This window comes from Streptomyces lavendofoliae, assembly GCF_014649735.1.
Taxonomy (GTDB): Bacteria; Actinomycetota; Actinomycetes; order Streptomycetales; family Streptomycetaceae; genus Streptomyces; species Streptomyces lavendofoliae.
In genome coordinates, this window is record NZ_BMTP01000025.1 from 19393 (window position 1) to 33576 (window position 14184).

The following is a 14184-nucleotide window of genomic DNA, read 5'->3' on the forward strand; positions in this document are numbered from 1 at the left end:
CGTGCCCTCTTGATGGGTGGTCGGCCGGGTGGACGGTCTGCCGGCGGCTGGGCGAAAGGGACCGGATGAGGACACGGACGATGGCGAGCCTGGCGGTATCGGCCTGCGTGGCATTGGTGGCGTGCGCGTGCGGTCCGGAGAGGACGACGGACGACGCCGCTGCGAAGCCTTCGCCGCCGACCGCGTCCCCACCGGCTGAAGAGCCGTCGGCCACGCCGTCCGCGAGCGCTCCGACCGGGCGGCCGTCGGCCGGCCCGACCGGTGACCGGCCCGCGCCCAGGACGAAGGAGCGCGCGATCCAGCGGTACGAGCAGTACCTCCACGCCCTCGGCCGCGAGGACATCGACACGGTCTGCGAAGTGGCCGGCCCCGGTGCGAAGGAGGCGGAGGAGAAGGGATTCGGTCCCTGCACCTCGACCTACGTCATCGTGTTCCAGATGATCTCGCCCGAGCAGAAGAAGGCCCTGCGCACCGCGACGGTCGACCCGCAGCAGGTCACCGTTCGCACCCTCGACAGGATCGAGATGCCGCTCGAAGCCGTCAGGACCTCCGCCACCTTCTCCGAGGACGACCTCGGCAGCTACACGTTGGAGTACCTCGAAGACGACTACTTCATCACCGACGGAACGTGACGCCTCGCACCCGGAGCCCCGGGTGCGGCAGGCGTAGCTCCCTCATCCGCCCGTACGCCCACGCCTGAGGGCTCAGGCCGCCCGCCGGCCCCCCTCGTGCGGGGCTCAGGCGCGCGGCGGACCTGTTCGTCAGGCGCCGGCCGGCCGATGCCGCCGAGCAGCCGCTCCGGCGGACCGGCCCGGCGCCGAGGTGCCCCCGTGCGGACGCGACCGGGGCGTGCTCGGCTGCCCCCGGCCCAGCGGTCGTGACGCAGCCCCGCTGACGTCCCTGCCCCTCCCCGCCGTCCGGCGCCGGCCCGTCAGCGGCACCGGCCGGCGTTGAGCCGGGCCGTCCCAGAAGGCGCGGGCAACCTCCGGGCTGTCGAACCCGCGAATGAGGAGGGTGGCCGGCCGCCGGTCGCCCTCCAGCACCGGGCAGTCGTCGTCTCGACGACAAGGCTGCGGGAGCCGACCTCGTTGATCGCCGGAGGTAATGCGGCGAGGCGGGGGCGGTCGGCAGGGTGTCGGGCTGAGAAGTGGCCGGTCAGCCCTGCTGTGTCTCCGTCCGGTGGATCGTGCCGTGCTCGTGGGCGTTCTCGTGGGCATCGGTCGGCGACACGGTTCCCCGCGCGGCTGCCTGCGCCGTGGGGAACAGGCTGAACACCTTGTCGATGCCCAGGACTTCGAAGACCGACCGGTAGTAGGTGCCGAGTCCGGCGATCCGCAGACAACCCCGGTACTCACCGGTGATCCGCAGGAGCCGCACCAGCATGCCGATGGCTGACGAGTCCAGGAGCCTCGCGCGAGAGGCGTCCAGGATCAGGGTGCGGCAGCCGTGCCGCACCAGATACTCGCACTGGGCGCCGATGAGACGGGCATTGGCGTAGTCGATCTCCTCCGGTAACACGGCCACCGATAGATCGCCGTGCCGGAGCGTCACCGTCACCACCGATAACCTCCGATCGCCGCGCCGTAGGGCATGCTCGAGCGAGCCGTACGCAAGTACCTTCCGGACGTGGCTCCGGGTGATGGGGGCGGCCCGTCGGGCGTCAGGACGTCGCCCCTGCGGGTACGGGGCCCGCGGCGTCGAGAACCGTGACCAGAGGCAGCGCGAGGGCGAGGGCCAGCTCGTGCAGTTCCTGCTCGGTGGGGCGGATCGGCCCAGTGGCGCCGTCCTGGGCGAAGACCCGGATACGAGGAGTGCGGATACCGGTCTTGTCGGCCAGGGCCTGGGCCGTCAGGCGCCGTCGGCGCATGGTGTCGTGCAGCAGCTGGGCGAGGTCAGCCATGTTCCTGCCTCCAGGGCGCGCGTCCTTCACGGGGCTATGGACTCCGTCTGCCCCCGAAAAGCGGCCTCATCCGCCGCCATTCGAGCGAGGGACGACGCCAATACCCCGGCTTTTCCTCAAGGCGCCAAAGCGTTCCTTCGCGTCCGATCGCCCACCTGTGGGCCGCCGCGGTCCGCCTGGGTGCTGCCTGGCTCCGCCGCCCGGTGCCGATGACCGGATGTCCCAGCTGCGCCTTTCACGGCCGGCTTAATGCCCTGGCCCGAGTCCCGCCAGGGTTCCATTCTTGATTTGTCGGCGCGAAGTCGACACAAAAGGAAAGGGACCTCGGATGAACCGACTCGCTCTGTCCGGGTTGGCGCTGGTTGTCGCGGCGACCGCCGTGATGGCTGTGCCTGAAGGGAATGCGGTGGCCGCCGGCGGTGGTGCCCCGGACGCGCCGGCCGAACAGTATTGCGTGATCGTCGTCGGTAAGGCCGTCAAGGGAGAATTGTCGCCGGTCAGGTCGAAGACATGCGGCAGCAGTCCTGTGTCGAAGTCGCTGGTGAAGGCATCGGCCAACACCGTGCTTCTCATGGAATGGTTCGAGCACGCGAACAACAGCCCGAGTTCGCTGACGCGCGTGCACGGTGAGGCGGGGGACTGCGACGCGGACGGCTACCGCCTCAGGGCGACCGGATTCTGGGCCAACCGGATTTCCGGGTTCAACGCCTACAGCAAGTGCAACGTCGCCACCGGCTACGACCTGGTCAACCTGTCGGGCGACCGGCAGACCTGGCGGATGGACAAGCCGTGCAAGTGTCTGCTCCAGGGATGGGTGGGAGCGTACATGAACGACCGCATCGAGTCGTTCTGGATTCGCCAGGGCTGACCCGTCCGCCCGCAGGGTCGTTCGGCGGCGCTGTGCGGGCTCGGTTGTCCGGTCGACCGGTGGGTCGCCGGGCCGTCCGGGTCGCTCCGGCCGGAGGCCGAGGTGCCGGCACGTGCCGGTGCACGGAGGTGCCATCGCGGCCGGACGCCGCTCGCCGGCCCCCTCCCGAGCCTGCGGCACCTGTCCGGGGATAACCCCGCACCAGCCGGGCGCCGGCCGAGCGGCGTGCGTGGTGTCAGCGGCTAGCGGTTGAAGGCGGGGAGGGCGAAGCGCGCGACCAGGGGGAAGCCGTCTTCGCGGGCGCTCTTGGCGTTCACCGAGTACACGACGGTTCGCGACAGGTCGCGCGTGGCGGCCAGCACGGTGTGGTAGCCGGGGCGCGAGCCGGTCTTGCCCCAGATCTCCGTGTTGTTGTACCGGAACCGCTGCAGCCCCATGCCGTACTGGGCGCCGTCGAGGTCCGGGACCGTCAGCATCTGGTCGAGCAAATACTCGGGGACGACCCGGCCCTGGAAGAGACCTACGAGAAGGCGTTCGAGATCGGCGGTGGTGGACACCATGTCTCCCGCCGCCCAGCGGTCGGACATGTTCCATTCGGTGACGTCGCGCGTGCGGCCGCCGATGTCGGCGTAGGCGCGGTTGTGCGGGCCGTGGATCCGGGGATCGCCCCCGACGGGGAAACCGGTGTGGCGCATGCCCAGCGGGCGCAGGACGCGCTGCTGTGCCTGGTGTGCGTACCGGTCGCCGGTGACTCCCTCGATGAGCAGGCCGAGGACCGTGTAGTCGATGTTCTGGTATTTCTGCCGGGTGCCGGGCGCGGCAGCCGGCCCCTTGGCCACGGCGCCGGCCACCACCTCCTGGGGCGTGAGCGTCCGGAACCGGTTGGCGTACATCTCCTCAGTGGTCGAGCCAAGGCCGGGACCGGCCTGCAGGCCGCTGGTGAAGGTCAGCAGGTGCCGCACGGTGGGAAGTTCGGTGAACGACGCGGGGAGCAGTCCGGGCAGGTAGTGGCTGACCGGAGTGTCCAGGTCGACTTTGCCCTCGGCGACGAGTTGCAGCACGAGCGAGGCGGTGACGACCTTGGTGGTCGAGCCGGCGCGGAAGCGCGCGTTCTCCAGAGCCGGGGCATGGGTCCGGCGATCACGTACTCCGGCCGTGCCCTTCCAGGTGCCCACTCCGCCCACCCGGACCAGGGCGGCGGAGACGTCCCCGTCGGGGATGCCGACGAGGGCTGCTTCGAGTGCCGCGACATCCGGCCCGGGGGAAGGGGTCCGGGGGGCGCCGGCCGACACGGAGGCGGACGGCCCCACGGAAGCCGCAGCGGGGGACGCCGACGTGGCGTACGCCGCCTGGGCCGTCGGCCCCAGCATGAGGGCGGTCAGGACCGCGGTGGTCAGGGCGGTGTGCGTACGGGCGTTCGTCACCGTTCGTGCTCCTGCTCGTCGAGTAGGGCTCGGCTCCCGCTCGGACGGCGGGGCGTTGCCCGGGGCGGACACCATCCTGCTGATCAACGGGCGGGCGGCTCATCGTCTCGGACGACGAGCCGGCCCCCGAGAGTCGGTGGCTCTTTCCTCCGGGGCACCCCTAGGGTGGCGGCCCGCGTCGGGATGTGGGCGGGCCTGGTGACACCGGCTCAATCGATGCCGCCCGCCGTACCCGCGGTCCCGGCCAGGGCCTGCGCCCCTTCCGCGACCCGGACGCGCCCGAGGACGGTGACGAGGACGGGTGGCCCCGGAATGTGCGGCCGCGTCCTGTGCGCCTGCGGGGCGGTGCGGTACGGGGAGCCGGCCGTCACGCTCTTCCCGCCGGCTACGGGTCAGTCGGGTCAGCCGGTCGTGATGGCGAAGGGCCCGTTGTTCGCGAAGACGAGCTCGGCGAAGTTCTCGCCGATGCGGCGGTGTCCTTCGGGGCTGGGGTGGATCGCGTCCGGCAGGGGGAACTCGTCGTGGTCGCTCTCGCCGTAGAGGTCGCGTCCGTCGAGGTAGTGGAGGTTGGGGTCCTCGACGGACCGCTGCCTGACGATGTCGGCCAGGACGTCGCGGACGATCGTGAGCGTCAGCCGTCCGGCGGCGGTCTCGGCCGGATCACCGGTGGCCTTGAACCTCAGGGTTCCACTCGAGAGGTCCGGCGCGAGAGGTCCGGGGGTGTTCTCGTGGGTCGGACACAGGATGGGGGAGGCCAGGAGCAGGGGGGTTGTGGGGTGGCCCTCGCGGATGGTGTCGAGGAAGCCGTGGACGGCGGGGGCGAAGGCGCGCAGGCGCATGGCGTCGCTGTTGACGACGTTGATGCCGAGCTTGAGGCTGATCAGGTCTGCGGGGGTGTCACGCATCGCGCGGGCGGTGAACGGGTCGACCAGTGCGCTGCCGCCGAAGCCGAGGTTGATCAGCTCCACATCGCCTGCGGAGGCTGCCAGGGCGGGCCAGATGGTGCTGGGGAAGACGGCGTTGGATCCATGGCTGATGGAGCTGCCGTGGTGCAGCCACACCCGGCGCCCCCTGTCCGGCGCCGGTTCGACGGGGGCGTCGGTGCGCAGGGCGATGAGCTCGGTGATCTCCGCGTGCGGGAGCCAGATCTCCATGTCCTTCTCGCCGGTGGGGAGGTCGGTGAAGTGGGCGGTGCCGACGGGACCCGGGGTGAATTCCGAGGTCTGGGTCCGCATGTCGGTGATGGTGCGCAGGTTCCCGCCGTCCACGGTGGCCTGGGCGGTGAGGCGGCCGTCGACCAGGAGGTCGTAGATGCCGTCCGGCGGGGGCGGGAAGCCCCGGTAGACGCGTTTGGTGGGCAGGGTGTCCAGGCGGATGGTGGTGGCGCTGGTACGGAAGGCCAGCCGGACACCGGAGGGCTGGGCCTCGGCGACGGCCAGCAGGTCGTCGGGGATCCGGCGGCGCGCCCAGGCGGGCAGCCGGTGCGGCAGCAGACCGTGGGCGGTCTCTTCCACGTCGAGGTGCCCGCGCAGGAAGTCGGCGGTGATGGGCGTGGTGATCAGGTGCTGTTCGGTGTTCAGTGCCTCAAGCCTTTCGATTCCGGGGTGGGCGGCCGCTCAGGGGGCGGACCGGCTCCGCAACGCGGTGTCGAGGCAGTCCAGGGTCCAGGCCCAGGACTGCTGAGCGGCGACGTCCGTGTGGTCGAAGGCGCCGGCCGCCTCCAGGGAGGCATAGCCGTGGAAGACGCTGCCCAGCATGCGGACCGCGTGCGTCTGGTCCGGCTCGGCCAGGTCGTAGCCGCGCAGGATCGCCCGTGTCATCTGCGCATGCCGGACGCCGGCACTGGCCGCGGCGGTCTGCGGGTCGAGGCGGTACCGCGCGGCTTCGTACCGGCCGGGGTGCGCCCGGGCGTAGTCCCGGTAGGCGTTCGCGAAGGCGGTCAAGGCGTCCTTGCCCGCGCGCCCGGCCACGGCGTCGGCGACCCGGTCGGCGAGTTCCTCCAGTGCGAACAGCGCGAGCCGGGTCTTGAGTTCGTGGGAGCTCTTCACATGCGCGTACAGGCTCGCCGGCTTCACGTCGAAACGCCGGGCGAGCGCGGACAGGGTCACCTGGTCGAAACCGGCCTCATCGGCGAGGTCCGCACCGGCGAGCGTCAGCCGCTCCGGGCTCAGTCCTGCCCGAACCACAACCATCACCTACTCTCAGTATGCCTATGGCTAGTACGCATTTACCTACACCCTATAGGCAAACGCCGCGCTGGTTGAGGATGGCGCCGTCGGCAGGCGCAGCGGTGTGTAGCAAACCGTTGACAGCGAGCGGTCGCCGATGATCTTCTGGCGCAGGTCGCACGAGCGGGAAGCAGCCGGAGGGACCGGATCATGTCCGGACCGGTGGCTTCTTCCTGGTCGTGGGCGTGCGCGCCTATCGGCCCAGGGGAGGGCGGAACGGGATGTCTGCGGGGGACGCAGTTGTGACTCTGGTGATCATCGGGGCGAACCCGACCGTCGCGCGTGCGGCCGAGACGCTGCCGGGCGAGCTGGTGCATGTCCAGCTTCCCGGCGCCCCGGCCCTCGATCCGGGCATCGTCGAGGCCCGCATGGTCTTCACGACGGACTTCCGGAAGGGCGACGCCTTCCTGACCTTCGTCGACGAGGTGCTCGCCCCGCTGCGGCCCGCGGCCGTCGTGTCGCTCACCGAGCCGGGCCTGGAACCGGCGGCCGCCGCGGCGCGGCGCCTCGGCGTCAGGGGGGTCACTCCCGGTGTGGTCGGGGCGACCCGCGACAAGCTGACGATGCGCCGGGTACTGGAGCGGGAGGCTCCCCACCTGAACCCCGATTTCGCGCCGGGGGACGACCCGGACGCCGTGGCGCGGCTGTTCGCCCGCCACGAGCGGGTGGTGGCCAAGCCGGTGGACGGCTTCGGCAGCACCGCGGTGCGGCTCCTGGACACCGTCCACGGGTTCCCGGAGGAGCTCGCCACCGCCGCCACGCTCGTCGAACAGTACGCCGAGGGGCTGGAGTTCAGCGTCGAGACGCTGTCCTCGGGCGGCCGGCACTCCTTCGTGGGCATCGCCGAGAAGGGGACGGCGGGCGGCTTCGTCGAGGTCAGCCATGTGATGCCGCCTCCGTCCCTGGACGACCGCCGGCAGCGGCTGGTGGAAGGCGCGGTCGGGGAACTGCTCGACGCGCTCGGTCTCACGGACGGCCCCAGCCACACCGAGGTCAAGGTGGACGGCGACAAGGTCACCGTCATCGAGACGCACAATCGACTCGGAGGCGACGGCATCGCCGACCTCGTCCGCCTCACCACGGGGATCGACTGGCGCCGTGCCGCGCTCGGCTGGCCCGTGGGCGCCGGGTTGCGCCGGGAGCCGGCCGCCGCGGCAGCCGCCGCGACCGTCTTCTTCGTCGCCGAGCCCGGTACGGTCACGCACATCGCGCCGCGGCCCCGCCTGACACACGGCGTCATCGCGGAGTGGGACGTGTCGGCGCGGGTCGGCGACGAGGTCCGGCCGCTGCGCTCCTCGGAGGACCGGCTGGGCATGGCGGTCCTCACCGCGGCCGGCCCGGCCGAGTGCGTCGCCGCGGTGGCCGAACTCACCGCCCGGCGCGTCATCACCACCTCACCCACCACCTGAGGTCCGGAGCCGGCGCGCTCCACCCGGACCCACCCACCTACCCACCACACCTCCCGTGTGCGCGAGCCGAGCGCGAGCCCGTTACGGCGCACACGCCGAGTGGTGGTGTCCAGCAAGCCGTTCGAGCCCATTCATTCACACAGCGGGGGACCCATGTCTGTCGAAAACGCACCGATTTCGTATGACTTCCACGGAGATGAGCCCTTCAGTACGCCGTTCAGGGACATCAAGCCGGAGGACATCCACCTCTACCTCGACCTGGACACCAAGGTCGGGAAGAACACCTGTGGGCAAAAATGCACCCACTGTTGGTTCGTCAACTACGAGAAGGTGTACGACAAGTCGTTCGCGATGGAGGAGGGGCCACTGATCCTGGCGGGCCTCCAGTCGCACGGCTACCACGTGTACCCGCGCTACGTCGACAGCTTCGCCTACGAGGGTGCGTTCATGCGCATCTACGGCCCGGCCAACAACCGCGAGTTCCGCCAGGAGTCCGACCACAAGCCCACGGAGACGATGGAGAAGGGCGACGCCTGGACCAGTGGCCGCCCCCTGCTCGCGGACAATTACGAGGAGCTCCTCGACCTCGCCGTCCTCAACGGCTATGGCACCATCTCCATCACGTATCACGGCGTCATCGGTGAGGACCTCGCCGTCACGGACCACCGCGATTACCCGATCAAGGGTGTGTTCAGCGGTGCGGAGACGGAGGAGGTGGTCCGCCGGATCGCCGCCTACAACGAGAAGCACCGGGACGGCCGGGGTGCCGGCGAGGAGGTCGCGTTCCGGGTCAACATCGGAGTGACCATCGGCCGCCACAACAACGGCCGCGAAGCCCTGGAGCGCTACGCCCACTACTTCAACAAGCTCGGCGTCGACACCGTACGGTTCAACAACTTCACCGACCACGGCGGCCGCCACCCCGAACTCCGGCTCAGCCGCGAGGAGGTGGAACAGGCGTACCGCGACTTCAAGTGGCTGCACGAGAACGTCGCGCTCGACTTCCAGCTCGGCGTCAGCGAGGACTTCGGAACCTTCGGCATCAAGGCCATGGGCTTCCCGGGCCACGTCGGCTGGTGCCGGGCCGGCCGCCAGCTTTTCGCCGCCATCCCCGCGGAGGAGTCGGTCCTCTCGGAGACCGAGGACGGCCGGCGCGAGAAGATCGGCGACATCGTCGGCTGCGTCAACACCTTCGAGCCCCACCTGGGCATACTCGTGCGCACCGTCGCTGGCGACGGTGCGAAGACCACCTACGACGTGGAGTTCGACCACGACGCGATCGAGGCGTTCACCGCGAAGCGCCTCGCGGGCGTCTACAAGGACGGGTGTTTCGCCACCGAGCTCTCCGAGGAGATGGGGCTGGTCTCGCGAGTGCCCCAGCGCCGCCGACTGCCCCTGCTCGTCACCTCGGAAGCCTGAGAGAACCCCCACCATGCGCCACGTCCTCGTCTTCGCCAAGACCCCGTACTCCAAGACTCCGTACGACCAGTGGCTGGCCGGAACCGGCATCGAGCCGGTCATCCTGACGACCACCGAGTTCGCGCCCGGTTACGCGCACCTGCCGCTGGTCCACGCGTTCGACGACTACGACACCAACCAGCTCGTCGAGAAGACGGCACTGCGACTGGCTCGTGAACACGTCGTCGAAGCGGTCTTCGCGAGAGCCGAAGCCGACGTGGTCCGGGCGGCCCAGCTGCGCCAACTGCTGGGCCTGCCCGGTCAGCACACCGCGAGCGCCCTGGCGTTCCGCGACAAGGTGGTCATGAAGGACCACCTCGCCGGCGGCGCCGTGGAGGTTCCCGAGTACCGGCTCCTCGACTCGGCGTACACGGCGGTGGAGTTCGTCGCCGAACACGGCTACCCGGTCGTCATCAAGCCCGTCTCCGAGTCGGGCTCCCTCGGCGCGCGCGTCATCCGCGACGAGGGCGACCTGGACGCCTACCTCGCCCGGCCCTGGCGGGGGACCAGCCAGATCGAAACGTTCGTCGAAGGCCGGATGTACCACGTCGACGGGCTGGTGGTGGACGGTGAAGTGGTGTTCGTCCACCCCTTCCAGTACGTGAACGACTGCCTGTCGTTCCGGGACGACGACTGGGTCGGCTGCCTCCCCCTGTCGCCGCGGGACGCCTCCTACGACCGGCTGGTCAAAGCCGTGGGATCGGTACTTGACGAGCTGCCGACGCCCCCGCACACCGCCTTCCACGCCGAACTCTGGATCACCCCCGACGACCGGATCGTGTTCTGCGAGATCGCCAGCCGCACCGGGGGCGGCATGATCAGCGCCATGGTCAGGCACGCCTTCGGCATCGACCTGGACAAGGAGTGGCTGTACGCCGAGTGCGGACTGCCCTCCACCCTCGGCGAGCCCGGCTACCGCCCCGCCGGGTGCCTGAACATCCCCCCTTCGACCGGCGTACTGGAGCACCTGCCGACCGGCGGGGAACCGGACTGCGTCCGCGAGGTGTCGTACACCGGGCGGATCGGACAGGAGTTCCACGGCGGCGTGAAGTCCGGGCTCTACCTCGCCGGTTACGTCGTCGACGGCGACACGGAGGACGAGGTGGCCGCCAACATGCAGGCGGTGGCCGCCTGGTATGCCGCAGAGGTCCGGTGGCGTCCTGCCGATCGTGAGGAGAACGCACGGTGAACACCCCGTACCAGGGCCGTCCGGCCCTGCCCGCCGACCATGAGCTCCCCGGCCCCCTGGTGCGGGCCGACTGGCTCGCCCAGCGGCTCGGCAGCCCCGGCCTCGTCGTCCTCGACGCCTCCGTGGGCGCACACCGGGGTTCCCCGCGGAGCATCGCCGGAGCGCGGCCCTTCGACATCGACGGGGCGCTGTCCGACCACACCGGCCCCCTGCCGCACACCATGCCGGACGCGGACGCGTTCACCGAGGAGGTACGAGCCCTCGGCATCGACGACAGCAGCACGGTCGTCGTCTACGACGGCGCGGGCATCTACTCCAGCGCACGCGCCTGGTGGATGCTGCGCGCCATGGGCTTCGACCGGTCCGCGGTCCTCGACGGCGGGCTCCCGGCCTGGACGGCCGCCGGATACGAGGTACGACCGGAGGCGCCCGCCTACTCCGGACCCCGCGGTGACTTCACGGCCCGGCCCCGCCCGGGGCTGCTGGTCGACAGCACCCGCGTGTCGGCCGCCCTGTCCGAACCCGGTACGGCCGTCCTCGACGCCCGTACCCGGGAGCGGTTCACGGGCGAGGCCCCGGAGCCCAGGCCCGGCCTGCGCGGCGGCCACATGCCCGGCGCGCTGAACCTGCCGTTCGGCGACCTCCAGACGGACGGCTCCATGCGCCCGGTCGACGAACTGCGCGTGGTCTTCTCCGATGTCGCCGGTGACCGGCGCGCGCTGGTCTTCAGCTGCGGATCGGGCGTCACCGCCTGCGTCCTGGCCCTCGGGGCCGAACTGGCCGGGTACGACGAGATCGCCGTGTACGACGGGTCCTGGAGCGAGTGGGGCCTGCCGTCCCCGCTCCCCGTGGTCACCGGGCCGGCCGGCGGGGCCGCCGGACCGGCCGCCGGGAGCACCGGGGGCCGGACCACCGGGGACGGGACCACCGGGGACGGCACGAGCCGCGACGGCACCAGCCAGGACGGGAACACCCGCCCGTGAAGGCGTCGCTCCTCGCGAAGTGGCAGACCTTCCGCTCCCTGACGCCGAGCCTGAAGGCCCTGATCGTCCTGTCCTTCATCGTCGCCCTCGGCAGCTACATGGTCACCCCCTTCATCGGGGTGCTCATGGTCGAGGGCGTCGGCCTGGACATCCGTGTCGCCGGCGTGCTGGTCGCCGTCGCGACGTTCATCCAGTTCGGCGGCAGCATCCTCGGCGGCGTCGTGGTGGACCGGCTGGGGCTCAAGGAGACGATGGTCGCCTCCCTGGCCCTGCGTACCGCTGGCCTCGTACTCCTCGGCATCGCGCTCCGCGTGCCCTGGGTCGCCTACCCGGCAGTGGTCCTCGTCGCCGCCGGGCCCGCGCTGTACCTCCCGGCGAACAAGGCGTACATCATCACCAGCGTCTCCGACGAGCTGCGGCCCCTGTTCCTCGCGGTGAGCAGCGCCGCCCTCAACGCGGGGATGGGCCTCGGACCGTTGCTCGCCGCCCTGCTGATGGACGCCGATCCGGCCGTTCTGCTCGTCAGCGCCGCCGTGCTGTTCGCGTTGATCACCGCGGCCCACCAGTTCACCATGAAGCCCGTGCCCGGGCGGCCGGTGGTTCCCGCGAGTGCCGGCGCCGGAGCCGCCACGGGGCGGGCCGGCCGCGGCGGACGCCACGCACTGCGCAGCGCGCTGCGTCCGATGCTGTTCACCGCACTCGCCTTCTACCTCTACTTCTTCTTCCAGAGCTTCATCGGCCTGTACGCGGCGTCCACGTCGGGCATCCACGCGCTGGGGTGGATCATGCTCACCAACTGCGCCATGGTGGTGCTGCTCCAGCCCCCACTGGCGGACCGGATCGCACGGGCCCCGTTCCGTCCCCTGCTCGTCGTCTCCTTCGCGCTGATGGCCGCAGGCATGGGCGTGATGTATCTGCGGGGAACGCCCTCGCTGCTGCTGGGCACGGCCCTGTTCACGCTGGGCGAGGTGTTCCTCTTCCTGCGCTGCGACCTGGAGCTCGTCGACCGGGTGCCGGGCAACCCGGCCTTCGCCTTCGGGGTCCAGAGGCTGACCGCCGGCATCGGCGGACTCCTCGCCGGCGTCGTGGGCGGCTTCCTGTTCGCGCACTTCCAGGACGCGGGCGAGCCGGAGTCGTTCTGGCTCGCCGTGGCCGCCCAGTGCCTGCTGGCCGCGCTCATGGCCGCGGCGCTCGGCGGCGGTCGTCATGCCCGAACGCACCGGGAACGCGGTGCGGACCCAGAGTTGGAGGCGGTCCGGTGACCCGGCGGCAACGTACGACGGCGACCGGATTCGTCCACGCCGGTTCCGACCCGACGCGCCGGCACGGGTACGTCAACCCACCCGTCCACCGGGCGTCGACGGTGCTGTACGAGGACGTCGCCGAGATGGACGTCTCACAGGCCGACCCCCTCAAGCGGGCGATGCCCGTGTACGGCCGCTTCGGGACCCCGACCACCCGCGCCTTCGAGGACGCACTGGCGGAACTGGAAGGCGGGTACGCGTCCGTCACCACCTGTTCCGGTCTCGCCGCCGTCACAACGGCCGTCCTGGCCTACGCGCGGGCCGGCGACCACATCCTCGTCAGCGACTCCGTCTACGTGCCCACCCGCAAGTTCTGCGACTCCCTCGCCGGACTGGGCGTGGAGACCGAGTACTACGACCCCGGGGCCGGCGAGGCGATCGGCGACCTGATCCGTCCCCGTACCCGGCTGGTGTACCTGGAATCCCCGGGTTCCACCACCTTCGACGTGCAGGACGTCCCCGCCATCACCGCGGTGTGCCGGCCCCGGGGCATCGTCACCCTCATCGACAACACCTGGGCCACACCCGCCTTCTGCCGTCCGCTCGACCTGGGCGCCGACGTCGTCGTGCACTCGGCGACCAAGTACCTGACCGGCCATGCCGACAGCATCCTCGGTGCCGTCGTGTGCACCGAGGACAGCTTCACCCCGGTGCGGCAGGCCGCGATCCGCCTGGGGCAGTGCGCCGGCGCGGACGACGTCTACCTGGGGCTGCGCGGGCTGCGCACGCTGGGTGTCCGCATGCGTGAGCATCAGCGGCAAGCGACGGAGCTCGCCCGCTGGGCCGCCAAGCAGCCCGGCGTGGCCCGTGTCCTCCACCCCGCCCTCCCCGAGCACCCCGGCCACGACCTCTGGCTCCGCGACTTCTCCGGCGCCGCCGGGCCGTTCGGACTGGAGCTGGAACCCCGCTTCGGTCCGGAGGCCGTGGACGCCGTCCTGGGACGTCTCCGGCTGTTCGGCCTCGGCCACAGCTACGGCGGTTACGAGAGCCTCGTCGTCCCCACCGATCCGGTGGCGCACCGCCTGCCGGGAACGTGGGCCGGCCGTGGGCCCTTGCTCAGGGTCCACGCGGGCTTCGAGGACCTCGACGACCTCAAGGAGGATCTCGCCGCCGGACTCGCGGCGCTGTCACCGCACGCCGGCCCCAGCCGCTGAGTCCGGCGCCCTCCGCGTGTCCGGCCTCTTCCGGGCGGCGCGCCCGGGCGGTCCGGCCGCGCGGGGGCCCGTCCCGTATCGCCGCGGCCGACTCCGCGAGGAGCCCGGCACCAGGGCGCCGGGCTCACCGCCTCCACGTGCCGGCGCGGTACCCCGCCTCCTTCCCGACGCGCGACTCCCGGTCCCGCTCGCCGGACTCGCCTTCGGCCTGCTCGCGGGCGCCCGTCGATGCCTTCGGACCGCTCGACCGCGAGCCTGACCAGTTTC

The 14184-nt window shown here is 71.2% G+C and carries 13 protein-coding genes; 8 read left to right on the top strand and 5 right to left on the bottom strand.

The window, feature by feature from the left end; translation table 11 throughout:
* Nucleotides 1-65: 65 nt before the first annotated feature.
* The gene (locus IE109_RS30695) at nt 66-632 is read left to right on the top strand and encodes a hypothetical protein (RefSeq protein ID WP_189554642.1); all 567 of its coding nucleotides are present in this window, start codon (nt 66-68) and stop codon (nt 630-632) included.
* A gap of 523 nt (nt 633-1155) precedes the next feature.
* On the opposite strand, the gene IE109_RS30700 is transcribed toward IE109_RS30695, so the two are convergent.
* Entirely contained in the window at nt 1156-1524 is a 369-nt protein-coding gene (locus IE109_RS30700; RefSeq protein WP_189554643.1) for an STAS domain-containing protein, read from the bottom strand.
* Nucleotides 1525-1660: 136 nt separating this feature from the next.
* Entirely contained in the window at nt 1661-1900 is a 240-nt protein-coding gene (locus IE109_RS30705) for an XRE family transcriptional regulator (protein ID WP_189554644.1), read from the bottom strand.
* A gap of 328 nt (nt 1901-2228) precedes the next feature.
* Here IE109_RS30705 and IE109_RS30710 point away from each other — a divergent pair, with 328 nt between their 5' ends.
* Nucleotides 2229-2768, top strand: a complete 540-nt coding sequence (locus IE109_RS30710; RefSeq protein ID WP_189554645.1) for a hypothetical protein — start codon at nt 2229-2231, stop codon at nt 2766-2768.
* 242 nt (nt 2769-3010) lie between these two features.
* On the opposite strand, the gene IE109_RS30715 is transcribed toward IE109_RS30710, so the two are convergent.
* The 3 genes from IE109_RS30715 to IE109_RS30725 form a co-directional block, all read right to left on the bottom strand.
* The gene (locus tag IE109_RS30715; RefSeq protein ID WP_189554676.1) at nt 3011-4138 is read right to left on the bottom strand and encodes a serine hydrolase domain-containing protein; all 1128 of its coding nucleotides are present in this window, start codon (nt 4136-4138) and stop codon (nt 3011-3013) included.
* 455 nt (nt 4139-4593) lie between these two features.
* Nucleotides 4594-5772, bottom strand: a complete 1179-nt coding sequence (locus IE109_RS30720; RefSeq protein ID WP_189554677.1) for a GDSL-type esterase/lipase family protein — start codon at nt 5770-5772, stop codon at nt 4594-4596.
* 36 nt (nt 5773-5808) lie between these two features.
* Nucleotides 5809-6378, bottom strand: coding sequence for a TetR/AcrR family transcriptional regulator (locus tag IE109_RS30725; protein WP_189554646.1), 570 nt, complete (start codon nt 6376-6378; stop codon nt 5809-5811).
* 284 nt (nt 6379-6662) lie between these two features.
* On the opposite strand from IE109_RS30725, the gene IE109_RS30730 reads away from it, so the two are divergent.
* From IE109_RS30730 to metC, 6 genes are all read left to right on the top strand, one after another.
* A complete protein-coding gene (locus IE109_RS30730) occupies nt 6663-7829 on the top strand; it encodes an ATP-grasp domain-containing protein (protein WP_229891757.1) in 1167 nt (388 codons plus the stop codon).
* A gap of 153 nt (nt 7830-7982) precedes the next feature.
* Nucleotides 7983-9248, top strand: coding sequence for a radical SAM protein (locus IE109_RS30735; RefSeq protein ID WP_189554648.1), 1266 nt, complete (start codon nt 7983-7985; stop codon nt 9246-9248).
* Between the two features lie 13 nt (nt 9249-9261).
* Entirely contained in the window at nt 9262-10476 is a 1215-nt protein-coding gene (locus IE109_RS30740; RefSeq protein WP_189554649.1) for an ATP-grasp domain-containing protein, read from the top strand.
* Nucleotides 10473-11459 carry a sulfurtransferase gene (locus IE109_RS30745; RefSeq protein WP_189554650.1) on the top strand — a complete coding sequence of 329 codons (987 nt, stop codon included), beginning with the start codon at nt 10473-10475 and terminating at the stop codon, nt 11457-11459. The genes IE109_RS30740 and IE109_RS30745 overlap by 4 nt, the downstream gene beginning before the upstream one ends.
* Complete coding sequence (locus tag IE109_RS30750) at nt 11456-12721, top strand: MFS transporter (RefSeq protein WP_189554651.1); 1266 nt, start codon at nt 11456-11458, stop codon at nt 12719-12721. The genes IE109_RS30745 and IE109_RS30750 overlap by 4 nt, the downstream gene beginning before the upstream one ends.
* Nucleotides 12718-13917: a cystathionine beta-lyase gene (gene metC / locus IE109_RS30755; RefSeq protein ID WP_189554652.1), complete on the top strand. Its 1200-nt coding sequence runs from the start codon at nt 12718-12720 to the stop codon at nt 13915-13917. Before IE109_RS30750 ends, metC begins: the two co-directional genes overlap by 4 nt.
* The last annotated feature ends 267 nt before the right edge of the window (nt 13918-14184 follow it).